Annotated in this window: 21 protein-coding genes; 14 read left to right on the top strand and 7 right to left on the bottom strand. The window is 71.0% G+C overall.

All coding sequences use genetic code 11. The features are described from left to right. Positions 1-113: 113 nt before the first annotated feature. The 3 genes from WMF12_RS34190 to WMF12_RS34180 all read left to right on the top strand — a co-directional run bounded on the left by WMF12_RS34190 (position 114) and on the right by WMF12_RS34180 (position 4,114). Positions 114-698 (top strand): hypothetical protein, encoded by a 585-nt coding sequence (locus WMF12_RS34190; RefSeq protein ID WP_437852165.1) that lies wholly within the window; start codon positions 114-116, stop codon positions 696-698. Between the two features lie 49 nt (positions 699-747). After that, positions 748-1,758 carry a cupin-like domain-containing protein gene (locus tag WMF12_RS34185; RefSeq protein ID WP_437852163.1) on the top strand — a complete coding sequence of 337 codons (1,011 nt, stop codon included), beginning with the start codon at positions 748-750 and terminating at the stop codon, positions 1,756-1,758. A 166-nt stretch (positions 1,759-1,924) separates the two neighbouring features. Next, positions 1,925-4,114 carry an ATP-binding protein gene (locus tag WMF12_RS34180; protein WP_437852161.1) on the top strand — a complete coding sequence of 730 codons (2,190 nt, stop codon included), beginning with the start codon at positions 1,925-1,927 and terminating at the stop codon, positions 4,112-4,114. A 175-nt stretch (positions 4,115-4,289) separates the two neighbouring features. On the opposite strand, the gene WMF12_RS34175 is transcribed toward WMF12_RS34180, so the two are convergent. Further along, positions 4,290-5,510, bottom strand: a complete 1,221-nt coding sequence (locus WMF12_RS34175; RefSeq protein WP_437852159.1) for a cytochrome P450 — start codon at positions 5,508-5,510, stop codon at positions 4,290-4,292. 427 nt (positions 5,511-5,937) lie between these two features. Between WMF12_RS34175 and WMF12_RS34170 the strand changes: the two genes are divergently transcribed. Together WMF12_RS34170 and WMF12_RS34165 are read left to right on the top strand one after the other, a co-directional pair. Then, positions 5,938-6,402 (top strand): TerB family tellurite resistance protein, encoded by a 465-nt coding sequence (locus tag WMF12_RS34170; RefSeq protein WP_437740893.1) that lies wholly within the window; start codon positions 5,938-5,940, stop codon positions 6,400-6,402. A gap of 7 nt (positions 6,403-6,409) precedes the next feature. Beyond that, entirely contained in the window at positions 6,410-8,335 is a 1,926-nt protein-coding gene (locus WMF12_RS34165; protein WP_437852157.1) for a hypothetical protein, read from the top strand. Between the two features lie 169 nt (positions 8,336-8,504). Here the strand turns inward: WMF12_RS34165 and WMF12_RS34160 are convergent, their stop codons facing one another. The 3 genes from WMF12_RS34160 to WMF12_RS34150 form a co-directional block, all read right to left on the bottom strand. After that, entirely contained in the window at positions 8,505-8,765 is a 261-nt protein-coding gene (locus WMF12_RS34160) for a hypothetical protein (protein WP_437852155.1), read from the bottom strand. 157 nt (positions 8,766-8,922) lie between these two features. After that, on the bottom strand, positions 8,923-9,852 hold the full coding sequence (locus WMF12_RS34155; protein WP_437852153.1) for an alpha/beta fold hydrolase: 930 nt from the start codon (positions 9,850-9,852) through the stop codon (positions 8,923-8,925). Positions 9,853-9,975: 123 nt separating this feature from the next. Then, entirely contained in the window at positions 9,976-11,388 is a 1,413-nt protein-coding gene (locus WMF12_RS34150) for a spondin domain-containing protein (RefSeq protein ID WP_437852151.1), read from the bottom strand. An 817-nt stretch (positions 11,389-12,205) separates the two neighbouring features. Here WMF12_RS34150 and WMF12_RS34145 point away from each other — a divergent pair. From WMF12_RS34145 to WMF12_RS34125, 5 genes are all read left to right on the top strand, one after another. After that, positions 12,206-13,114 carry a pirin family protein gene (locus tag WMF12_RS34145; RefSeq protein ID WP_437852149.1) on the top strand — a complete coding sequence of 303 codons (909 nt, stop codon included), beginning with the start codon at positions 12,206-12,208 and terminating at the stop codon, positions 13,112-13,114. Positions 13,115-13,210: 96 nt separating this feature from the next. Continuing rightward, positions 13,211-13,606: a GFA family protein gene (locus tag WMF12_RS34140; protein WP_437740869.1), complete on the top strand. Its 396-nt coding sequence runs from the start codon at positions 13,211-13,213 to the stop codon at positions 13,604-13,606. Positions 13,607-13,710: 104 nt separating this feature from the next. Next, a complete protein-coding gene (locus WMF12_RS34135) occupies positions 13,711-14,085 on the top strand; it encodes a BlaI/MecI/CopY family transcriptional regulator (protein WP_437524485.1) in 375 nt (124 codons plus the stop codon). Next, the gene (locus WMF12_RS34130; protein ID WP_437852147.1) at positions 14,082-15,509 is read left to right on the top strand and encodes a M56 family metallopeptidase; all 1,428 of its coding nucleotides are present in this window, start codon (positions 14,082-14,084) and stop codon (positions 15,507-15,509) included. Before WMF12_RS34135 ends, WMF12_RS34130 begins: the two co-directional genes overlap by 4 nt. Before the next feature lie 197 nt (positions 15,510-15,706). After that, positions 15,707-16,762 (top strand): hypothetical protein, encoded by a 1,056-nt coding sequence (locus WMF12_RS34125; RefSeq protein WP_437852145.1) that lies wholly within the window; start codon positions 15,707-15,709, stop codon positions 16,760-16,762. 65 nt (positions 16,763-16,827) lie between these two features. Here WMF12_RS34125 and WMF12_RS34120 read toward each other — a convergent pair whose 3' ends face one another. From WMF12_RS34120 to WMF12_RS34110, 3 genes are all read right to left on the bottom strand, one after another. After that, positions 16,828-17,358, bottom strand: a complete 531-nt coding sequence (locus tag WMF12_RS34120; RefSeq protein WP_437852143.1) for a hypothetical protein — start codon at positions 17,356-17,358, stop codon at positions 16,828-16,830. 619 nt (positions 17,359-17,977) lie between these two features. Next, positions 17,978-18,661, bottom strand: coding sequence for a hypothetical protein (locus WMF12_RS34115; protein ID WP_437740865.1), 684 nt, complete (start codon positions 18,659-18,661; stop codon positions 17,978-17,980). Between the two features lie 107 nt (positions 18,662-18,768). Next, a complete protein-coding gene (locus WMF12_RS34110; protein WP_437852141.1) occupies positions 18,769-19,365 on the bottom strand; it encodes a hypothetical protein in 597 nt (198 codons plus the stop codon). Positions 19,366-19,947: 582 nt separating this feature from the next. Between WMF12_RS34110 and WMF12_RS34105 the strand changes: the two genes are divergently transcribed. The 4 genes from WMF12_RS34105 to WMF12_RS34090 are packed head-to-tail and all read left to right on the top strand — an operon-like array spanning position 19,948 to position 23,537. Next, a complete protein-coding gene (locus WMF12_RS34105; RefSeq protein WP_437852139.1) occupies positions 19,948-20,652 on the top strand; it encodes a hypothetical protein in 705 nt (234 codons plus the stop codon). Between the two features lie 19 nt (positions 20,653-20,671). Beyond that, on the top strand, positions 20,672-21,181 hold the full coding sequence (locus WMF12_RS34100) for an RNA polymerase sigma factor (protein WP_272095554.1): 510 nt from the start codon (positions 20,672-20,674) through the stop codon (positions 21,179-21,181). Further along, entirely contained in the window at positions 21,178-21,951 is a 774-nt protein-coding gene (locus tag WMF12_RS34095) for a DUF4384 domain-containing protein (protein WP_437852137.1), read from the top strand. The genes WMF12_RS34100 and WMF12_RS34095 overlap by 4 nt, the downstream gene beginning before the upstream one ends. After that, positions 21,948-23,537: a caspase family protein gene (locus tag WMF12_RS34090; RefSeq protein ID WP_437852135.1), complete on the top strand. Its 1,590-nt coding sequence runs from the start codon at positions 21,948-21,950 to the stop codon at positions 23,535-23,537. The genes WMF12_RS34095 and WMF12_RS34090 overlap by 4 nt, the downstream gene beginning before the upstream one ends. Positions 23,538-23,684 lie beyond the last annotated feature (147 nt).

Below are 23,684 nucleotides of genomic sequence, written 5' to 3'. Positions count from 1 at the left end.
AGCCACTCTGGGCCATGCGCGGCGGGCGGCGCTGTAGAAGGCGTGATTTCCAGGGATATCCGGCGGTAGCGAGATGGCACATGTCCTGCACGCTGCCGTCAGCGGAGGTGTTCATGTCACGTAACTTTCTTTCGGACGATGCAGCCTTGTTATCGCCGCTGCCCACGCCGCCGCCTCGGACGGCGGCCCTGGTGCAGCGGGTGTCTCGAGCGGCTGTAGCGGCGGCTGCCGTCTTCGTGGTCGCCTGTGGTCCTCCGGGCGTGGACGAGGGAGAGGATCCGGTCGATCAAGGCGAGATCATCCCGCCGATGCCGCCGCCGCCGGACGGGGAAGAGGGGGAGATCATCCCACCGATGCCGCCGCCGCCTCCGGACGAGGAGGTCATCCCGCCGATGCCGCCTCCTCCGGACTGCGAGGGCGGCGAGATTGTCCCGCCGATGCCGCCGCCGGACGGGGAGGAGGGGGAGATCATCCCGCCAATGCCGCCGCCGCCGCCGGACGGGGAAGAGGGGGAGATCATCCCGCCGATGCCGCCGCCGCCGCCGGACGGGGAAGAGGGGGAGATCATCCCGCCGATGCCGCCGCCGCCGCCGGACGGGGAAGAGGGGGAGATCATCCCGCCGATGCCGCCGCCGCCGGACGGGGAAGAGGGGGAGATCATCCCGCCGATGCCGCCGCCTCCTCCCCCGTGCAAGTGAGGCGCTCGATCGTCGCACCGTTGCGCTCCCCAACATCGTGAGGTCGAAGATGGGCGAACAGGAACGCGAGCTGGAAGTTGCGCCCGAGTGGTGGCGCTGGGCCACGGAGAACCTGCTGCGCGGCGTGCCCGAGGGCGTGATCTCGGAGCAGCTCCAGGCGGCCGGCGTCAGCAGCGCACAGGCCGGAGAGCTGCTCTCGGCCATCGTCCGTTCGCCCATCTTCGTCGCCGCTCGGCCCTTTGCCAGGTCGGCGCGGCGGCACGAGATGCTGGCGCGGCTCCAGCAGCGAATGGCGTCGACCGCCTGCGACCCGACGGGGATTCCGCGGCGCTCCGGCGTGTCTGGCGAGGAGCTCCGCGACGTCTATGTCGCCGGCAACATCCCGGTCGTCCTGACCGACGTCGTGACCCGCTGGCCCGCCTTCGGCCGGTGGACCCCGGCGTACCTCTCCGAGCGCTTCGGCGATGTCGTGGTCGACGTCACGACAGGACGCCAGAGCGATCCCGACTACGACATGCACGCGGCGCGGCACACGGAGAGCACGCCGCTGCGCGACTTCGTCGCGCGCATCGTCGGCGCAGCGCGCGAGGAGACGAACGACTTCTACATGGTCGCCAACAACCGCGTCCTCGAGCGGACGAGGCTCGGCGCGCTGCTGGACGACGTGGTGCTCCCGGACGGGTACTGCGCCGCGCAGCGGCTGCTGGGCGCCTCGGCGCTCTGGCTCGGCCCTGCGGGGACCGTCACGCCGCTGCACTACGACACGTCCAACATCCTGTTCGGGCAGGTGTACGGCAGGAAGCGTTACCGCATGATCGCGCCGTTCGAGACGTCGCTGTTCGACGGCGCACGCGCGATGTACGCCGATCGGGACCCGGAGCGAGGCTCGATGGCCCCGGTGCTCGTGAAGGACGTCGTGCTCGAGCCGGGCGAGGCGCTCTTCATCCCGGTGGGCTGGTGGCACCACGTCCGCGCGCTCGACGCCAGCATCAGCCTGGGGATCAACAGCTTTCCGTTCCACAACAACTTCGACTGGTACCGGCCGAGCAACATCGGTTAGCGAGACGCTCGACCATCGCCGAGGCCACCCGGCCCTGGTTCGAGGCGCACCCGCTGGCCAGCTGGGCGGCGGCCAGCCGCTGAGACCCCGCGCGCGGGACGCGGTGCGGCGCCCCGGCGCTGGAAATTCTGCGAAATGCGGACGCTCGGACTCGGCGAGCGTCGCCGTGGCGCCGTGCCTGCCGCGCAGTAGACTGCACGGTGAAGGCAAAGGGGGTTGGCTCGAGGAAGCCCTCGGTGCCGCCCGATGGGTACACGTGCCGCCCAACCCGAAATGTGCTCTTGCGGCCGAGACACCCGGGCAAGCGCGAGCCGGACACGCGCACCTGCGGATCCTGGCAAAAGCCGCGAGTCGGCTCGTCCTCTGCGACGAGCCTTCGGCTCTCCTCGGATCCCTCTTCGAGGAGCTGGCAAACGACCTCGGCGTCGAGCTCTACTTCAATTACATGATCGGCGACGAGCCGAATACCCTCGTCCTCGAGTCGGCCGCGGGCATCTCGCCCGAGGACGAGCGGCGATATCGGACGATCAGGTTCGGCCAGTTCATGTGCGGGACCGTGGCTGCGACCCGGACGCCCCTCATCGCCTTCGATCTCCAGCGCTCGAGCCTGGAATGCGGGGCGGAGCTGAAAAAGGCGGGCGTGCAGGCCTATGCGGGATATCCGCTCATCTCGCACGACAGACTGCTCGGGACCCTGGCCTTCGCCACGAGCAAACGCTCGCACATGAACGCCGACGAGCTCTCGCTCATGCAGACGCTCAGCGTGCAGGTGGCGGCCGTCCTCGAACGCAATCGCCTCTGCCGGAGCTTGCGCGCGAGCGAGCAGGCCGCGCAGCGCCACCTCGCGCTCCTGCAGAACGTGTACTCGACGGCCCCCGTCGGCCTCTGCTTCCTCGACCGGGATCTCCGGTACGTGAGCGTCAACGAGACGCTCGCGCGCATCACCGGTCGGCCCATCTCCGAGCACATCGGCCGCACGCTCGGCGAGTTCATCCCCGAGGCCACGCCTTTCAAGGACCTCTGCAAGCGTGTCCTCGAGACGGAGCAGGAGGTGACGAATTGCGAGCTCCGGGTTGCGCGGCCCGAGGGGGACCACCATTGGCTGGTCAGCGTCCACCCCGTGCGCGACGAGGCGGGCACGATGCTCGGCATCAACGTCGTGGTGCAGGAGGTGACCGAACGAAAGCGGGCCGAGCAGGCGCTGCTCGCGAGCGAGCAGGCGCTCCGGGAGGCCGATCGCCGCAAGGACGAGTTCCTGGTGATGCTCGCCCACGAATTGCGCAATCCGCTCGCGCCCATCCGGACGGCCATCCAGGTCCTCGACATCACCGGCGGCGACGCGCCCGAGGCCGTCCGGACGCGCGACATGATCGCGCGCCAGGTGGCGCACATGGCTCGGATGATCGACGACCTGCTCGACGTGTCGCGTGTCGCCCGGGGTAAGATCGAGCTGCGAAAAGAGCCCTGTGATCTCGCGCGGATCGTCCGTCAGGTCACGGACGATTATGCGCCGAGCTTCCAGGACAATGGCATCGAGCTTCTGGTCTCCCTCCCGGACGAGCCGGTCTGGGCCGCCGGGGATCACACGCGCCTCGCGCAGGTCATCGGCAACCTCCTGCACAACGCGCTCAAATTCACGGACGCGGGGGGCCGGGTGGTCGCCTGCCTGGAGGCGGATCCGGCGACGAACACCGCGGTGATCGTGGTGGAGGATTCGGGGATCGGCATGGATCCATCGATGATCCCGCGCGTCTTCGAGACCTTCAGCCAGGCCGACAGCAGCCTCGATCGACGGCGCGGCGGCCTCGGCCTCGGGCTCTCGCTCGTGCACAGCCTGATCGCGATGCACGGCGGATCCGTCGAGGCCCACAGCGAGGGCCCCGGGCGCGGATCGACCTTCCGCGTCCGATTGCCGCTCTCCTCCACGCCAGTTCCTTCCATCCGAGGGCCGGAGCCCGTCCGGCCTGCGACCGCGTCGCGGGAGGAGTCGCTCCGGGTGCTCGTGGTCGAGGACAACCTCGACACGGCGGACATCCTCAAGCAATTGCTGGCCCTCCTCGGGTATCAGGCCGAGGTCGCGTACACGGGCCCCGCGGGGCTCGCCATGGGGCGCACGCTCGCGCCCGACGTGGTGCTCTGCGACCTCGGATTGCCGGGGATGGACGGGTATGCCCTCGCGCGGGCGCTGCGCGCCGATCCCGCCACGGCGGGGGCCTACCTCATCGCTCAGACCGGGTACGGCCACGCGGAAGATCGCCGCCGCGCCCGGGAGGCGGGGTTCGATCTGCACATGACGAAGCCGATCGATCCCACGGAGCTCGAGCGGGTCCTGTCCTCCGTCGGCACCCGCGCTTAGCACTACTGCGGGAAGTTGCCCCGGATCGGCAGAAAAACCGCCATGGCGCCAAGGTCGCCAAGGGGAGAGAGGACGCGCCGTCTCGGCATTATTTCCTACCATTCCTCGGGTTTCTTGGCGTCATGGCGGTTCGCTTCCCCGTCCGACTTCCCGCAGTAGTGCTAGCCCGCCCGCTTCAGGCTGCGGGGAAACGAACGCGCAGCGAGCTCGGCCCGCGGTCCTGCAGGTTCGAGCCGGCGTAGCTCAACGTCGGTTCGGCGAGCTCCCAGCGCGGCAGCGAGAGCAGGGCGCGCACCGACTCCTCCACTTCCATCCGGATGAGCGGGGCCCCGGGGCAGTAATGAGCGCCGCTCCCGAAGGTCAGGTGCCGGCTCTGCTGCCGGGTGATATCGAAGCGGTCCGGCTCGGAGAACAGCCCGGGATCGCGGTTCGCCGCGGCGATCATCGCGAAGACGAACTGCCCCTCGGAGACCCTGGTGCCCCGGATCTCCGTGTCCCTCGCGCACATGCGGCTGAGGGAGAGCACGGACGGCTCGAAGCGCAGGCTCTCTTCGACCGCGCCGCGGACGAGGCCCGGCGCCTCACGGAGCTTCGCGAGCTCGGCGGGGTGGTTGAGGAGCGCGAGCACGGTGTTCGCGATCTGGTTCACGGAGGTGACGAATCCCGCGGCGACCATCTGGAAGCATTGCATGGCCGCCTCGCCCGCAAGCTCGGTGTCTCCGCCTTCTGCCTCGATGAACCTGCTCGCGACGTCTTCGCCCGGCGCCTTCCGGCGCTCCTCGACGAGCCGCATCATGTAGTCGACCATGTCGCAGCAGCTCTGCTTCACCGCCCGCTTCTGCTCCTCCGAGGTGACCCCGCCGCCGGCGAGCTTCAGGAGGTCCGTCGACCATCTCATGAACTGCGGTCGATCGGCCTCAGGTATCACGAACATCTCGGCGAGCGTGTTGAGCGCGACCGCCTCGGAGAACGCCGAGACGACATCCATCTCGCCGTCGCGCCGCGCCTTCTCGGCGGCGCGCTGCACGAGCCCCACGACCCGCGGGCGCATCCACTCGACGGCCGACGGAGAGAACCCTTTCATGATGAGCTGTCGAAGCTTCGTGTGGCGCGGCGGGTCCTGAAAGAAGGCGAGCCGCGACAAGGAGTCGAACGTTTTTCTCGAGAGCTCGTCCTCGCCGAGCATGCCGAGGCTGCCGAGGATCGCCGTCGCCCGCCGCGCGGTGAAGCTCGGGTCCTTCACGAGCCCCTCGATATCGGCAGGAGCGGTGATGAGGAAGCACTGCAGCGGCTCGAAGAAGTAGACCGGCGCCTCGGTGCGGAGCCGATCGAGCGTCGGGAATGGATCGGCGAAGAAGCGCTCGCTCGTGAGGTCGAAGCCAGAGGTGACGGCCATGGTCCTTCTTTCCTTGTGGCGCTCGTGGCGCGGCGGAGATCCACGGCCAGGCTAGGGTATCGCCGCGCCGCCGTGAAGCGCCCTGCCCGCGCGTCAAACGCCGCGCGACGGCGGCCGAGGTGGGCGCGCGAGGCTCCTCGACGCCGCGGCGCAGCTCGACGACCCCGCGCGGCGCGCGCGGTCCCTCGAGCGCGTCGAGGAGAACGCCCGCACGCTCGAGCTCGCGCGGGCGTGGGTCGACGAGGGGAGCGCCGTCGCATGAGGTGAGGAGCCGTTGCCTCGTCGAGGAGAAGCGTTGTTCCCGGAGAGGCGCCGCTTCACGCCGTCGCCGGGAGCACGACGATGTCGGCGGCTCGGCCTGAGCGGGGCGCTTCCCGTGATCGGGCCGCCCTGATACGGTGGGGCCCCTCAAGGAGGAGCTAGCCTGATGGTCGCCATCAACGAAGCACGCGTGAAGGAGAGGTACGGCCGGCTGCCGAGCTCGGACGAGCAGGCGCTCTCGTACCTCAAGGCGCTCAAGGTCATCGTCGGCGCCGACGGGGAGATCCCCGAGGCCGAGCTCAAGGCGCTGCGCAAGGGCATGCAGCGCCTCGGGCTCCCGGAGTCGTTGACCCGCGAGGTCGAGGGCTTCGACTTCCGCAGCGGGAAGCTCGAGGTGCTCCTGCCCGGCTTCAAGAAGGGCGGGCTCCGCGCGCGCATGCTGCTGCGCGACGCCATCGAGGTGGCGCGCGCCGACGGCACCTACGCGGAGGCGGAGAAGGCCGCGGTGGCCAGGGCGGCCGCGCTGCTCGGCGTGGAGCAGGCGACGGTGAAATCCATCGAGGCGCTGGTCGAGCTGGAGCACGCGGCCAAGCACCTGCGCAAGGCGCTCTTCCCGAAGAAAGAGAAGTAAGCCGCGGATGGATGCCTCGGCGCGACCCCGGCTGACCTCGCGCCAGCTCGGGCTGGTCAGCGCCATCACCCGGAGCCCGCGCCTGAAGCGGGCGCTGGTCGAGGCCACGGAGGCGCTGCCCGAGGGCGCGGTGGTGCGCGTCGGCGGGCGGTTCCTGCGGGTCGGCGGCGCGCTGGGCAGCGGCCTCGTGGGCGTGGTCTACGAGGCGCGCTGCCTGGAGACGGGCGCCCGGCTCGCGTACAAGCGGTCGCGGGCGGGCGTCGCCTTCTTCCGGGAGGCGCTCCGGGTGGAGGCGCTCTCGGCGCGCCGCGCGGCGGCGCTCCGCGCGCTCCGGCCCGCGGCCATCGTGGAGACCGACGCGCGCGGCATCACCAAGGAGCTCTGCGCCCGGCCCACCCTGCAGGCGGAGCTGCTCGCGGGCGAGCTGGATCCGGCGCGGCGCGCCGCGCTGGTCGAGGCGCTCGGGGAGGCGGGGGATCTCTTCCGCCGCGAGGGGATCCTCCTCGATCTTTCCCCGAAGAACCTCTGCTGGGACGACGGGTGGGTGCTGCTCGACACGGGCCCCAAGCTGCAGCGCTCGGACCTCGTGGGCGTGCTGGAGCGGCCCGCGTGGTCGACCTACGTCGCGCACGCGCGCCGGAAGCTCGCCGCCGGCCCATCGGCCCCGTCGGCGGTCGCGCTGCCCGGGGGGCCCGAGCCGCCGCTCGCGGCGCGGCGCTGGGCGTTCGTGCGGGATCTGTGGCGGTGGTTCCCCGTCGATCCGGCGCCGGACGTGGCGTCGTTCCTGGTGATCGTCGACGACGATCACGCGGACGACGAGGCGGTGTTCCTGACCGACGAGGCGGACGGCCGGGTGGTGCCGGCGCCGGGCGCGGACGCGCGCCTCGCCGGGAGCGCGCTCGTCCGCCGGTGCGCCGAGGAGGCGCCGGACCGGCCCTTCCGGCCGCGCGGGGAGGCGCCGCTTCCGCTCCCGCTGGCGGCGCCGGTCGTGGATCTCCCGTCGCTCTCGCGCGAGGTGGCGCCGGCCTTCGCCGGGCGCGCGCTGAAGATCGCGGTCGCGCCGGGCGCGCCGCTCGCCGCGCCGACGCTGCCGGTCGGGCGCTACGCGCACTGGCGCGATCTCGCCGCCGCGGACAGCGCGCTGCGGCCCACGGACATCTTCACGCACGAGGTGCTCGAGGGCTCGCGCGCCCTCGCCGAGCGCGTGTTCCGGGCGCGCGGCGCCCGGCGCGTCGACGTCCCGCTGCCGCGCTCGGACGGGCCGTTCGCGGAGCTCACCTGCATGCAGGTGGGCGAGGCCCGGCGGGCCATCGTGCTCGTGCCCGGCTTCCGCGCCGGCCCGGACGCCGCGGCGGCGCTGGTCTCGGCGCTGGCCGAGCGCGGCGTCGCGGGCCTCTATGCGATCGCGTACGTGGGCGTGCGCAACCCGCGCGGCCAGCCGCTCGTGACGAGCGGCCGCTGGGAGGCGATCTTGCTCTGGAGCGCGATCGACCACCTGTGCGCGCGGCTGGGCGCCGGCAGCGCCGCGCTGCTCGCGGCGTCCCACGGCAACTTCGGCGCGATGATCGTCGCCGGGCTGCACCCCGCGGTCGACTGCCTAGCGCTCGACTCGCCGATCGAGCGCCCGCTCGATCTGCCGGCGAGCTTCGGCGCGCTGCGGGGCGTGCCGGCGTCCGCGATCCATGAAGAGCTCGCCGCGCACCACCTCCCGAGCGAGCCGGTCTCCTTCCGGATCCCCGACCGGCCCGGGCTGCGCGTGCTGACGCTGCGGCCGCGCGAGGACGCGTTCGCGCGCATCTGCGGGGGGCTGGAGGGCGGGGAGGTGGTCGTCTACGACGGGGGGCACGCGGCGACGATGCGCCACGACAGCGCGGAGCGCGGGGTTCCGGCGGTGTGCGTGGAGCGGATCGCGGGGCTGCTCGGGCCAGGATGACTGCGCGTTGGCAGGGGTCGGCCCTGGGCGGTTCGATGGTGCCGCACCCGCCAGGGTCCCCACGAGGGGCGTAGACAGCTCCCCCAGGCCGAAGAAGTGCGCCAGCGCGTACAGGCCCGAGCCGCTCACCGGGGGTGGCCGGCCGGGTGCTCCTGGTTTGACGGGGTGTTCAAGAACGGATCCCAGTCGCCCCCCGGATCATGGTGTTCGATCGCCGTGAGGCGATGTGCGCCGGGTCGTCGAAGCTGGGCGGCGGATCGACCGGGAACTGGTCATTCGATGTCATCGCCCACGGCAGCGCGGTCTTGGCAGGTGGCTGCTCGACGAGGAACATGGCTGCTTCTTGGGGGAGGACGACGGGAATCGAGCTGGAGCTGAATCTGGGGCCGCATGCGCGAAAGATGAAGATACGGCTGTCGGTGAGCGACACCGGCCCTGGAATAGACCGCGCGGCGATTCTCGCCGCTGCCACGCGCGCCGACGTGGCAGGACGATGCTCGAGCTCAGCTGCGACACCGCGCGAGGAGGGAGCGGCTACAGGCGAGGCGGCTGTGCAGGTGGCGGGAGCTTGGCCCATGGGCTCTTGGCTACTGTAGGCCGAGCAAGAACTCCTGTATGCGGGCCGATACCACGCCCCCTGCCTCGAGGAGCATCGCGTGGCCTGTGCGGAGCACGATCATCCACTCGGCACCCGGAATGAGGCGGCGCAACGCGTCGAGATCGGCCCGCAGGGCCATCACGTCGCGCTCGGGCGCGATCACCAGGACCGGCACCCGCACCTGGGGGAGGACGTCCGACGCGCGTGCCTCCATCAACGACCGCAGAGACTCCCAGTAAGCGCGAAGGTCCATGGTCCCGACGGCGCGGAGGAAATGCTCCAGCTCCTCGCGAGGCGCCTCGGGCCCGAAGACGCCCGCGGCCTGGCCCAGGGGGAAGAGGGCCTTGGACGCCGTGACGCGGCGCACGACCGGCGCAATACGAGGGACGATGGGGGCCGCCGTCCGTAGCGCCACACGGAGGGCCGCGCGCGCGCCGGGGATCCGGAAGGCGGCGTTCGACGCGTAGGGGTGATCGGCGCCGCCGGCGATGAGCACCATCGCGCGCACGAGATCAGGGCGGCGGCGGTAGAGCTCGAGCAGCACCGTGACGCCCATGGAAAAGGCGATGTGCACCGGCGCGCCGGCGAACGTACTACGAGCACGGACCGCCTCCGTCACCCGGAGAAGGTCGTCTGCGTGGGTCGGAATGGCGTAGTCGCCCGAGCGCGCCGTCTCGCTCTGCCCGTGGCCCCGGTAGCTCCAGTGGACCAGGTGGGTCGTCGTTGCGAGCGCGCTGACGAGGTGCTTCCAGAAGTTCTCCGTCGTGCTGAGGCCGTTCGTGAGGACGACAGGCGCTCGATCCCGCAGCTGCACCTCGTCGCCTGGGCGCTGGTGCGTGTGCCACGCGATGCGCGTCCCATCGCTTGCAACGATGTGCCGGAGGATCGAGCCTTCCATGATCGGAATGGACGGTAGCATGCGCGACCTCGCGACCAGCGCGCGACAGGTCAGCGTTCCACCTGCTCGGAGGTCACGCGTGAACGGCCTCGGGCGTCCCCGGGGCCGTGATTCAGCAGCCAGCGCTGCCGCTCGTGGTCCCCGCTACCGCGCCGGGCTGATGGTCACCTTCAGCATCTGGTTGGCCGCAGGATACAGATAACCGTCATCGACGGAGCGCACCCGGTCCGTGGGATCGTCGGCGCCCATCTGCGGCCCGGCCTGGCGCGGCGCCTGGTCGGGGCCCACGCCGGGCCACTGGTTGGCCTCGGTGCCCGCGTCCCAGATCGAGACCTGGTCGGAGACATCGCCGCTCAGCGGCTCGCCGCTCGCGTCGAACAGCGCGATCCCCTCCTCGCTCGGGGCGAAGAACAGATCGTTCGATTGCCCCAGCATCGACGCGAAGCTCAGCCGCTCGCCGGGCCGCGCGGTCACCCTGAAGCTGAACTTCGCGCCGGGCAGCAGCGGCCCCGGCATCGAGGCACCCGCGGGCGTGTCGTAGACCAGCACCGACGAGAGCCCGCTCTCGCCCCCGACCTCGGCCTCCAGCGACTCCGCGAGCGTGGTCGGGTTCCCGTCCTCGGCCAGCATCTCGAGTCCCTTGCTCCGGTCCGCCTCGCCCGACCTGAACAGCGGCGCTGCGGCCCCGTGCACCACCGCGACGCCCGGCGCCGCCGGCGAGGTCAGCCCCGCGCGGGGCATGACCCCCTCGTGCAGCATCATCGGGTTCCCGTCCTCGGCTTGCGCCTCCAGCCCGTTACCGGGGTACGCCTGCCCGACCGTGAACAGCGGGTTTTCCATCGTGTGCACCACGAAGAGCCCCGGCGACAGCGGCACGGCGGCCGGCTCCCCGCCCTCGGGCATCAGCGTTCCCACCTCCGACATGTTGGTGATCCGGATCGTGAACTCATTGCCCGGCTCCGGCGTCACGATCACCTGGATGACCTCCTCGACCGCCGGGTAGGTATAGCCATCCTGGACCAGCCGCACCGTGTTGTCCGGGTCCTTGGCGCCCGTGTTCGGGCCGCTCTGCCGGGGCGCCTGGTTCGGCCCCGCGCCCGGCTCCTCGTTGGCCTCGCTGCCTGCGTCCCACAGCAGGACCTGGTCGGTCACGTCCCCGCTCACCGGGCTGCCCGCCTCGTCGTAGAGCGCGATCCCGGCGCCATCGGGCGCATAGAACAGATCATTCGACTGCCCGAACATCGTCGTGAACGACAGCCTGTCGCCTGGCAGGGCGCCGACGCGGAACTCGAAGCTCTTCTCTGGGAAGAGCGGTCCGGGCATGCTCTCGCCCACGGGCGTGTTGAACACGCCGGCCACCCGGTAATCCCGCGCGGGCGTCACGTTCTCGATGGTCACCTCGAAGCTCGTGGCCGCATCCCCGGCAGCAGATCCGCCGGCGCCTCCCCCGCCCATGCCGCCGGCGCCTGTGGTATCGCCGCCTCCGCCATCGCTGCAAGCAGCGGCGAGGGTGAGGACAAGGGACATGGCCGACAGCGTGCGACGCCGAATCTTCATGACGATCCTCCAGAAGCAGTGAATGAGATGACGCGAACTGGATCGCCCCCGCCGCGGCGAGCGGCGTGCAGCGATCGTTCCTCCAACGCGCGCTGGAGACCGGAGCGGCCGCGGGCGCCCGCGTCGGCCCGCGATGGCCAGTGGCGCGTGGTTCGAGGGTGCTACGCGGGCGGGTGCAGATCGGTTTCGCGACCCTCGCACGCGCCTGCACGATCGCGCTCGGGAAGAATTGTTCAGCGCGGCCGTCGGTCGCCTCGAGCGCGTGGGCGCCTCACTTCGGACTCCTCTGTGATCGGCCCGGCGGCGCCCCGCTCGGCACGCCCGCAGCGCTGGCGAAACCGCGGCTCGCGTAGAGGGGTCAGCACGCCCGCAGCTTTCACCCGATCGCCGCGAGCGTGGCGCTCGGGCGCCGGCACAGGCGGCGGCACCGGCGCGGGCAGCAGCAGCAACGCGGGCGGCAGGGCCTCGTGGGCCGGGGGCGTGACCTTCGTCCATACCGGAGATCACAAGGCGGCCGGTTGGGCTCGCGTCGGGCCACACCGGAAGAGGGTTCAGCCGCCCGCGTCCCGTGTAGCCATTGAGAATTGTCAAAGTCTCCGCCGTTCGTTCCTCCGCGCCAGCGCCGTCGCCCAAGAACTTCCCCGGTTCCGCGCTCACGGCAGGCCCCCGGCGGCTTGGCACCACCTCACACGCAGCCACGCAAACACCTGGGCGACGAGCCGCTACACATCCGGAGCGCCTCCTGGGCTAGGGTAGCGATCCCTGGACCGAGGCGACGCCCCGCGCACCCCCGCCCAGCGCTGCGAAGGAGCCCCCGATGAGCCGTTACGCCGACCATGAACCCGCCTGCGTGGACTCGTCCGCGAACGCGATCGAGCTCGTCATCGACGCGCGCGCCCGCGATCTGGGCGGCTTCTCCGTGCGGCGCGTGCTGCCGTCGGTCCGCCGCCGGCTCGTCGGCCCGTTCGTCTTCTTCGACCACATGGGCCCTGCGCGCTTCGCGGTGGGGCAGGGCATCTCGGTGCGCCCGCACCCGCACATCGGGCTCGCGACGCTGACGTACCTGTTCGAGGGGGAGATCCTCCACCGCGACAGCCTCGGCACGGCGCAGCCGATCCGGCCGGGCGACGTCAACTGGATGGTCGCCGGGCGCGGCATCGTCCACTCCGAGCGCGGTAACCTGGCGCACGAGGCGCACCTCCACGGCGTCCAGTGCTGGCTCGCGCTGCCGATGGAGCGCGAGGAGGACGCGCCCCGCTTCGAGCACCACCCGGCGGCGACGATCCCCGTCGTCACCCGGGACGGCGCCGTGCTGCGCGTGATCGCGGGGGAGGCCTACGGCGCGCGCTCGCCGGTCGGCGTCCTGTCGCCGACGCTCTACGTCCACGCGGAGCTCGACCCGGGCGCGACGCTCCCGCTGCCCGAGGAGCACGCGGCGCGCGCGGCCTACGTGATCGACGGGTCGGTCGGCTGCGAGGGCCAGCGCTTCGGCGAGGGGACGATGCTCGTGTTCCGCGCCGGAGCGCAGCCGGAGCTCCGCGCGCTCTCGCAGAGCCGCGTGATGCTCCTCGGCGGCGCCGCGCTCGACGGCGACCGCCACATCCTGTGGAACTTCGTCTCGAGCTCGCCGGAGCGCATCGAGCGCGCGAAGCAGGACTGGAAGGCAGGGCTCTTTCCCAAGGTGCCGGGGGACGACATCGAGTTCATCCCGTTCCCCGACGGGTGAGGGGGCGCGAGCGCCGGAGCGGCGCTCTCAGGCGCCGCGTTCGAGGGAGCCGGAGCGGCGCGCTCAGGCGCCGCGTTCGAGGGAGATAAACGGGCCATGTTGAACGGAGCTTGTTATTGCGGTGCCGTGCGCTTCGAGGTCGACGACGCGTTCGGCTACGCCTTCTACTGCCATTGCTCGAGGTGCCGGAGGCGCACCGGCGCCGCCTGCGCCGCCATCGGCGGGATCGAGATCGACAGGCTCCGCGTCACCGCGGGGCGGGAGCACCTGCTCCGGGTCGGCGAGTCCGAGGACGGGTACCGCTGCGTCTGCCAGCAATGCTTCTCGCCCGTGTACGACGTCGTCCGCGAGCAGCGGTTCGCGCACGTGCAGCTCGGCACGCTCGACGGTGCGCCGGCGAAGGGGCCCGATCACCACATCCACGTCGGCTCGAAGGCGCCCTGGCATCAGATCACGGACGCCTTCCCTCAGTTCGAGGAGCTGCCGACGTAAAGCGCGGCCCGACCGGACCCGGGATCCCGCCGGCCGCCGCCCCGGAGCTCGCGCGACTACATTTGTAGTTGACGGACGGCCGCCCATGAACGACACTTGTCGTCGTGGGAACCGAAGCGCTGACCGATCTGCAGCTCGCGGTGATGAAGGCCCTCTGGGCCGTCGGGGAAGGCACCGTCGGGGACGTCGTCTCGGCGATGGCGGAGGACGGGCGGGAGCTCGCTCCCACGACGGTGGCGACCTTGCTGCAGCGGCTCAGCCAGCAGGGGTGGGTGGAGCGCAAGAGGTCTGGCAGGCAGTTCGTGTACCGCGCGTCGGTCGACCAGAAGGAGGCGGCCAGGGGCGTGCTCCACCGCGTGCTGCGCTCGTTCTTCGGCGGCAGGGCGTCGGCCCTCACCGCGCAGCTCCTCGAGTCGGAGCAGCTCAGCCCTGAAGAGCTCGAGGAGATGCAGCGGCTGATCAAGGAGAAAGGCGCGTGATCCTGGCGCTCCACCTGCTCGCAGGGCCGGGCGCCTGGCCCGGCATGGCCGCCCTCTGGCTGGCGCTGCTGCTCACCTCTTCGGTCCACGCCGCGGTGTGGACCGGGGCGGCGGCGCTCCTGGCTCGACGGAGATCCCTCTCGTCCTCCACGCGGCACCTGCTCTGGAAGATGGCGCTGTTCGGTCCGCTCGCGACACTGCTGCTCGCGGCGGCGATGTCATGGGGCTTCGAGCGCGCGCCCGGCGACACGGCATCTCCTGGAGAGATCGCCGTCCTGTCGCTCGAGGACGCCCCCACGCCGGCGGTCCTCGATGCCGCGCCGGAGGCCGGCTCGACCAGGGAGAGCGCCGGCGCCGGATCACCGGCGTGGCGCGCCGGGGGAAGCCAGGGGTGGAACCTGCTCGCCGCGTGCACGGCCGGAGCGGCCGCGCTGGGGCTGCTGCGGTTCGCCTCGTCGGCGCTGTTGCTGTGGCGTGGGCTCCGCGGGCGCAGGGAGGTGCAGGACGCGCGGCTGCTCCAGCGGCTCGAGCGGCTGCGCGCCCGGATCGGACTGCGCCGGGTCGCGCTGACGGAGAGCGCCGGTGTCGGCAGCCCGCTCGTCATCGGAGCCTCCGAGATCTGCGTCCCGCTGGCGAGGCTCGCCGCCCTCACCGACGCCGAGGTCGACGCCGTGTTCGCGCACGAGCTGGCGCACCTCGAGCGCCGCGACGGGCTCTGGTTTCCGGCCGCAGGCCTCGTGCAGTCGGTCCTGTGGGCGCATCCTCTCGTCCACTGGGCGTCGTCCCGCTTCCGCCAGACAGCGGAGCTCGCCTGCGATGATCGCGCCGTCGAGCTCACGGGGGATCCCCTCGGTCTGGCGCGCGCGCTGGTCCAGGTCGCGTCGGGCGCGTCGCTCGCCCCGCGGCGCGCGCTGGTCCCGGCCATGGCGCGCTCGGCGGGCGCGCTCCTTCCGCGCGTCAGGCGCCTCCTGGATGCGGGGAGCCGGGCGCGATCCACGCCGCGCCCTCGGGGCCGGCGGCGGGCCATCGCCAGCCTCGCCGCGGCCGGCGTAGCGGCTGCGGGCCTGAGCGTCCAGGTGGCGCGCGCGCGGCCGCCGGTGCTCGCGTCAGGCGCGGGCGGCGCGCTCGCGCGGGATCGTGGCGCTGCCCTCGACGCGACGGCATCGCCGCCCGACGCGGCCGCGGCGAGCGAGCAGATGGTCGAGCTCGCGCGTCGTGAGAGGGAGATCGAGGCGCGTCTCGAGGAAGCGGTGCTCCTCCCCGACGCGCAGCGCGCGGACACCCAGGCTGCCGTGCGGGTCCTCGAGCTGCGCCAGGAGCTGAGGCACGCGCGCGCCGCGAAGGCCTGGATCGAAGAGCGATTCGTCGACGAATGGACAACATGGGAGAGGCGCCCGCGGGCGTCCGGCAGCGCGCCTCGGTAGCGCGCTCCGCACACCGCACGGGCCTGTCCAGAGCAGGCCGAGGAATCCCCCTCATTTTGCCGCCGTTTTCAGCGGGGAAATTGAACAGGGAGGCGGGGAGGCAGGGAGTATTGTGAAGATTTTCCTCCCCGTCTCCCCGCCTCCCTGTGAATTTTCCGAAGAAACTGAGGGGATGTCTCGGCAGAACAGGAGCTGACATGTCGATCATGAACAGGACGCCGAGCGCGCGGCGCTCGGCGCGTGCGGGGTTGACCGCCCGGGCTCTGTGCGCGGTCGCGACGATGGGGCTGACGGCCGCCGGCTGCGCGCGCGCGGAGGTCGTCACCCTGGAGCGCACGGGACAGCCCATCACCGTCCACAGGCCAGCGCTGTATCCGGAGACGATCGAATTCGACGGCAGCCGAGGCAAATTCCTTGTGAGCTCGTTCAGGGAGGGCGCGATCTACGCGGTGGACGGCGATGGCGGCGTCTCCCGTGTCGTCGACGACCCACGCCTCTGCTCGGTGCTCGGCATCGCGGTGGACGTCGAGCGGGGGCGGCTCTGGGCGGTGAGCTCCGATCTCGGCGCGAGCATCAAGCCATCTGCCGCGGGGCCGAAGAACCTGGCCGCCGTGGGCGTCTACGATCTCTCCACGGGCAAGGCCATCCACTACGTGGATCTCGCGCCGCTGTCCCCCGGCGCTCACCTCGTGAACGGCATCGCCCTGGACTCGGCCGGCAACGCCTACGTGACCGACAGCTTCTCGCCGACCATCTACAAGGTCGATCCGCAGGGAAACGCGGCCGTCTTCCTGCGGGACGAGCAATTCACCGGCGATGGGATCAACCTCAACGGGGTGGTCGTCCACCCCGATGGCTATTTGCTGGTCGTCAAGAAGAGCGATGGCAGCTTGTTCAAGGTGCCGCTCGCGAACCCCTCGCGGTTCGCCAGGGTCGATGTCGCCGAGCGGTTCGTGGGCGGCGACGGGCTGACCCTGGTGGGGAAAAAAGATCTCGTGGTCGTCGCGAACCAGGCCGCTGGCGTCGCGTCGAACGCCGCGTTCTCGCTGTCGAGCGAGGACGGCTGGAGCACCGCGAGGTTGCGCGCGGTAGAGCGGCTCGGCGACGTCTATCCGACGACCGGCGTGCTCCGGGACGGAAAGCTCTATGTCATCTACAGCAAGCTGAACGAGCTCATCCAGTCGTCACCGGAGCAGCGAGAGCGGCTGCGGGTGGAGGCGACGATCCAGCAGATCGGCAGCGCAGCGCTGTAGCCGCGGCGCGCCTCGCGGCCGGATCGAGGCGGGCAGGGTCCTGCGGGGCGCGCCTTGCGGCGGCGTCAGGGCTGGTCTTCGCCCTGGCCTTGGCCGTCGTCGGTCTTGCCGAGATCGGGGCATTTCTGCGCGATGAGGTCACACGCCGCGACGGGGGCCTCGAGCGCGCTCGTCGCGGAATCGCAGCTGAGCGCTCGGACCTTCTCGGCGTTCGCCAGCATGCACGCCTCGTACTCGGCCACCGTCGCGGTGCAGCCGACGCGCGACTCGGCCGGCGGCAGACAGCTCGCCGTGGCCGTCTCGTCCGCTCGCGCCGGCGGCTGCTGGCCCTCGGCCAGGCACTTGTCCCTCACGACGGTGCACACCTGCCCGACCGTGGACCACAGGAGCCCGACGAACTCGCAGGTATCCTGCCTGGTGAGCACGAGGTTCGGCGTGAGCGACTGGCACGTGGTGCCTTCGTCCGCGGTCGTCAGGTCCTTGAGTTGCTTGCTGCTCAGCGCGGCGGGGATCGGAGCGGCCGCCACGTCCTTGCCGCCCCAGAGGACGAGCGACAGGAAGGCCGAGAGTGCTCCGAGTCGAATCAGTCGATTCATTCGTTCTCTCCCTTGTACGAGCGGCCGGCTCCGGCCGCGGACGGGCTCGGAGCAACCGACGTACCCGCACCCGCGTTGTGCACGACGGGGCCGCGCGGGTCTCCGTCGCCGCCCGCGGCGCGACGAACGAGGACCATGCGCTCGTGGGTCTTCCAGCCTTCCCCCCTTCGCGACCGCGCGCTCTGGCGAGATCCCATCCAATCCACCCTGGCCGCCTGTCCTTCGGTGTGGGTGCGCGCGCGCTCGCCGGCGCGGGCAGGATGGGTACAGGGCCGCTCGCCCTGCCATGGCGGCGGCGGGCTTACAGGGGACGGCGCTCTGGCGCTCGGACGAAGCGGGTCGGACGACGTGAAGTCGAGCCATCCGGCGCAAGGACGCCAGGGAGAGAAAATCCTGGCTCTCCTGGCGTCCCGGTGAACTCCTGGTACTGACGAATCATCTCATTGGGTCGGCATTGTAGCGGAATATGGAACAGGGAAGCGGAGAGACAGGGAGTTTTAAAAAATTACTCCCCGTCTCCCCGCCTCCCTGTGAATATTCCCGGAAGATTCGAGGGGGATGCTTCAGCTCCCGGCACGCGCTGCCGCGCCGGAGCGAAGGGCGGCCGGGGGAGGGGCCTTCAGAAGAGGTCCCGCTCTCCGCCCGGATACACGAAGGAGCTGCGGGGCGAGTACCACGAGGCGCTCTTCACCACCTGGATCGGGCTCCCGGGCCGCAGCGCGTACACCGGGTGATCCTTCGCGAGGAACTCGACGGCGAGGAGCTCGTACGGGTCGGCCATGTCCGCGATATAGGGGTAGTTGCCGGCGACGAGCCGTCCGTCGACCTTCGTCACGTAGGCGAGGTGGCCGCGCGCGACCACGCCGATCTTGTTGCCGACGAGCGCCGTGGTCCGGATGATGGGCACGCCGTCGACCGAGGTGGTCGCCACGAGCTCTCTGCCGTGCAGCTCGAGCGTCGTCGCCCCGGGCGACGCCGGCACGCCGCGCTCGCGCACGTACCGGCGCACCGTCTCGGAGGAGTTGACGTAGTGCGTGAAGAACCGGGCCGGGCTCGCGCCGTCGGGCGTCGTGTGATCCGCGAGATCCAGCCCCAGGTAGGTGAGCGAATAGGCGCCGAAGCCGGAGGTCTGCTCCGGTTTGTCGACCACGTACTGGTTCATGTAGATGGCCTTGTTCTCCGCCGGCCTGATCCCGTCCGGCAAGAGCGCCGCGGCGGCGGCCGGATCCGCTGGGACCCAGCTCGAATAGAGCATACGGCTGTCGATGACCATCTGCGGCGCGGCGAGCTTCGACTCCGACATGGTGCTTTCCTTCTCCCCCCGGGAGACGAGCAGTATCACAACTCGGCGCCCCACGACGCACGAGGCGCCGGGCCGACCCCGCGGCGAGCGCCGCAGCGCCCGGGCCGCTACTGGACGAGCGAGCAGACGTAGAACCGCTTGTTGTCGCAGTAGTCGCCGCTGCACTCCACCGCCGTGATGAACCGGTTCGTGCCGAAGTGTACGTACCACTCCTCCTCCGACAGCCAGTCCGACCAGGAGCAGCCCGTGAGGCGCCCAACCGCAGGTTTGGTGCACTCCAGCGAGATCTCGTCGCAGTAGCTGTCCGCGCAATCGATGCCCGTCACGATGCCCTTGCTCCCGCGGCCACCGAAGCAGTAGCGCACGTTGTCGCCGAGCTCGAACGCCTCGCAGCTGCCGCCGCTCGGGCCGTCCGAGCACACCAGCTCGCCGAGATCGCTGTCCCCCTCCTCGGAGAAGTAGCTCGTCCAGTACCTGGTGGAGATGTCCAGAGAGCTCCAGGAGGGCAATCCATTGCAGTGCAGCGCGACCTCGTCGCAGTAATCCCCCCAGCACGCGAAGCCGGTGGCGGCCTCGGGGCCGGGACAGTAGGCGGGGGCGTCTTCTTCCGAAACGTAGCCGGTCCAGCCAGCCTGGGCGGGAGAGGCCGCCGCGATCGACGCGAGCGCAACACAGCCTCCGAACAGCAGGGCGATCTTGTTCATGACAGCAAGCTCCTTTCTCTGTCGTGTCGGCAGGGCGTCGTCGGGCGGGCATCGGCCGGAGGATTCCGGCCAGACGTGCGTGGGTCGGGAACCTCCACGCGGCCTCGCCGTCTGCGTTCGAGCGCCTGCTGGCGACGTCGAATAGCAACCGATGCGCCACGCGCCGCGGGCGCGCCGGGCGCCGGCGTTCACGGGGGTGCAGGAGGAGATGCGCGCGGCGCGCGGCCAGCACCTTGAGCCAGCGTTGCGCAACTCGAGCGTCATCGGCCCGAGCTGGTTCGGTCGGACGATGGTATGGTAATTTTCCGGTAAAGCTGTAAGAAGAACAATCGACATCGACCCGTGCCCAAACCGGGACCCCTGCGGTCTCTCCAGGTCGAAGGGGCCAGCGAAGGCGGGTCCCCCTCTGGGGCGCCGCGCTGCACCGAACGGCGGGCGTCCCGCCGTGCATCCAGGAGAGCTCCGTCGGCGGCGCGACCGCACCACGGCGGTGACGGCGCGCGCTGCGCGCGGCGTCCTCTCGCGGATGGCTGGTTTGCTCGTTCACCATGGCTCGTTGTTCTTTTTCCAAGGAGAAATGTCATGAACTTTCGTTCGATGCTCTCTTGTGCTCTTCCGCTCCTGCTCGCCGCGTGCGGCGACCCCCAGGTGGGCTCCGAGTATCCGGGCGAGGCTCTGCTGACGGTCGAGGGGACGATCGTCAATGAGCTCGACGTCGCGCCTGCGGGGCCGGTCGACGCCGTGCTGGTCTGGAACACGGTACACGGCTCCAGCGATGTCGAGAGCTTCCCCGCCCGCGCGGCGGTGACCGGGAGCTTCCCCGCGAGCTTCACGCTGTCGATCCATGAGCCCCCGCAGGAGATCGCGCTCAACGATTTCAGCAAGGAAGGCCTCGTCGACACCCGGGTCGGCATCGCCACCATCGAGGCGGCGCTCGACGAGGCCTCCGCCGGGGAGGGCACCTCGCTCGGCGTCGATGAGGACCATGTGATCGTGTACGTCGAGAGCGAGATGGCCGAAGACGGCTTCTGGTCGAAATTCTTCGGAGGGCAGCTCTCCCCCGGATTCCACGTCATGGATGTGTTCCGCCGCGAGGGCGAGGTGGACGCAGAGCTGCAAGCGGCCTTCGACGCCTGCGACGCCGCGGCGACGACGGAGGCGGAGCACAAGGCCTGCTACGGGTATGACGCGAAGATCAAGATCCGTCCCTCCGCCGGCGGGTCGAGCACGATGCTCACCGTCCGGATGGCGCCCTCCGAGGATTTGACGTCCCCCGACTGGCACTGATCGTGGTACACGCTGGGACGTGGAGGATCGCGAGGCGCTGGTGTCGCTGATCGAGGCGGCCTACCGGCAGCATGGGCACATCGTGCTGCGCCGGGCGCGGCGGCTCCTCGGGAACGAGCAGGAGGCGCGGGAGATCCTCCAGGATGTCTTCGCCTCCCTGCTCGGCGAGCCCGGGCAGCTCGACGGCAAGGGCCCGATGGTGGGCTGGCTCTACGGCGCCACCACGCACGCGTGCCTGAACCGCATCCGCGATCACAAGAACCGGCTGCGGCTCCTCGACACCCACGTTGCACCCCTGCAGCAAGAGAGCGCGGCGGCGTCCGCCGAGAACGCCCTCCTCACGCGGGAGCTCCTCGCGCAGCTCCCGGGCGACCTCGCGCAGGTCGCCGTCCACTATTACTCCGATGAGATGACCCACGAGGAGATCGCGCGCGTGATGGGCTGCTCCCGCCGGCACGTCGGCAATCTGCTGGAGCGGCTGAAGGCCACGCTCTCCGACCGGATGAGAGAAGGGAGTTCGAGTCCATGACGCCAGCGCGACCCGAAGGGTGCCTCTCGGAGCTGAAGCTCGACGAGCTCATGGCGGGCCAGCTCGACGCGGCCGCGGCGCAGGAGGCGAGCGCGCACGTGGCTGGCTGTTCGCGGTGCTCGGCGCGGCGCTCCGAGATGGAGGCGGCGCGGGCCTCGTTCGCGGCGTCGGCGCCGCCCCTGCGGCTCGCCCGCGGCGCCTCCATCTCGGAGCGCCGCGCCGTGGCGAAGGTCCGCCCGCCGCGCCGATGGCTGGCGCCCGCGGCGGCGAGCGCGCTCGCCGCGGCGGCGGCGGCGCTCTTCTTCTTCCGCTTCCACGCCGCGCCGGAGGGACGAGACGCGGAGATCCCCGGAGAGCGCATCAAGGGAGCGGAGCACATCGGCTTCTACGTCAAGCGCGGCGGGAGCGTCCTGCCCGGCGGCGCCGGCGAGAGGCTCCATCCAGGCGACGCGATCCAGTTCACGTACTCCAGCGCGGAGGCGCGATATCTCGTGATCCTGAGCGTCGACGGGGCCTCCCAGGCGAGCGTCTATTACCCGAGCGGTCCTGTCGCGGCGCGGATCGAGCCGGGCCGGGAGGTCCTCCTCCCCCAGAGCACGGTGCTCGACGGCACGCTCGGCACCGAGCGGATCTTCGGGCTGTTCTGCTCGGAGGCGATCGCGGTCGAGCCGCTCCGGGCCGCGCTCGCGGCGCACCCCGACGCGCCGCCCGCCCCGCCGGGCTGCGACGTCGACGCGCTCACGGCGGAGAAGGTCGCGGCGTCGCCGTGATCCGCCGTCGCAGAGCGGCGCTCGCCGCCGCGGCGTGCGGCCTGGCCGCCGCCGCCGCCGCGGCCCCGGCCGAGGCGCGCATCGAGCGCTTCGCGGTGCTCATCGGCAACAACGCCGGAGAGAAGGGCGAGGTCGAGCTCCGGTACGCGGAGGACGACGCGTCGAAGATGTACGACGTGCTCAAGGACCTCGGCGGCTTTCCCCCGGCGAACCTGGTGCTCCTGCGGAGCGAGGGCGCGGAGACGGTCCGGCGCACGCTCATCACGATGAACGACCGTGTCCGCGCGGCCATCTCGAGCCCGGACACCGATGTCCTCTACCTCGTCTATTACTCCGGCCACGCCGACGCGAACGCGCTTCACCTCGGGCCGACGCCGCTCTCGCTGACGGAGTTCGAGCAGCTCGTCCGCGGCTCGGCGGCCTCGGCGCGGCTCTTGATCGTCGACTCGTGCCGGTCCGGGGCGCTGACGCGCGTCAAGGGCGGCACGAGCGCGCCCCCCTTCGTCATCAAGCTCGATCAGCGGCTCGCCGGGCAAGGGATGGTGACGCTCACGTCGAGCTCCGGAAACGAGGACGCTCAGGAGTCCGATGAGCTCAAAGGGTCGTTCTTCACCCACGCGCTCGTCTCGGGGCTGCTCGGGACGGCCGACGCGGATCGAGACGGCGCCGTCTCCCTCGAGGAGGCGTACCGCCACGCGTACGAGAGCACCTTGCGCGCCACGAGCCGCACGTGGGCCGGGGCGCAACACCCCACCTTCCGCTACGACCTCCGCGGCCAGGGCAAGCTCGTCCTGACCGAGCTGCCGGTCCATGCGTCGCTCCGGGGCGTGCTCCGATTTCCTGCCGGCAGGGCCTACCTCGTGATGCGAGACTCCAGCGAGGGCGCGGTGGTGGCCGAGGTGGGGGCGAGCGACGCGACGCGGACCGTCAGCCTGCGCCCTGGCCGTTACTTCGTGCGGGGGCGAGGCCCCGACTTTCTCCTGGAGGGGAGCGTCGACGCCGGGGCCGGGCAGACGATGGATGTCGGCGACGAGCGATTGAGCCGCGTCATGTTCGCCCGGCTCGTGCGCAAGGGCGGCGGCGTCCGCGAGGTCGCGCACGGGCCGGTGGCGGGTTATCAGCTCAGGACGCCCCTTGTCCCCGGGGATTCGCTCTGTCACGGCGGCTTCGTCGGGTACGGGATCGAGCTCCAGCACCTCGGCGTCGCGCCCCGGCTCAGCGCGTGCCGCAGCGCCTTCCAGAACGAGCACCTCACGGCGAGCGATGATGAGCTCGGCCTGGACGTGCGCCTGTCCCGCTCCTGGGACCTTCCCGTGATCAGCCTCGGCGTCGGGCTGAACGTCGGCCTCGCCGTCATGAGGCAGCGGTTCGAGACCGCCGGGCGCGCGCCCGACCGCCATGGCCTGGCAGGGGCGTTCGGCGTCGATACAGGGGTGAACATCGATCTGCCGGAGGGCTTCTACCTCGGTGTCGAGGCGGCGGCGCAGACGTACGTCTTCAAGCAGCAACGCGCGGGCAGCGACGAGGGCGAGGTCGGCCCCGCGGTGGCCATGCGGCTCCGCGTGGGCGTAGGCATGAGCCTTTGACGCGGGGGGAGGATGACCGGCTCCAGCTCGAATTCGCAGCCACGCTGTCAGGCGGTGCCAATCGATCCTCATTGCTAGATGCGCACCGCAACAACGAAAGGCACGGTGCTTCTGAGCCTGTGTTCGTGTGGGCCATCAAGCAGCCCG

Source organism: Sorangium sp. So ce363 (assembly GCF_051520435.1).
Taxonomy (GTDB): Bacteria; Myxococcota_A; Polyangia; order Polyangiales; family Polyangiaceae; genus Sorangium; species Sorangium cellulosum_B.
Note: the sequence above shows the minus strand (reverse complement) of the source record. Positions and strands in the feature narration are given on the sequence as shown.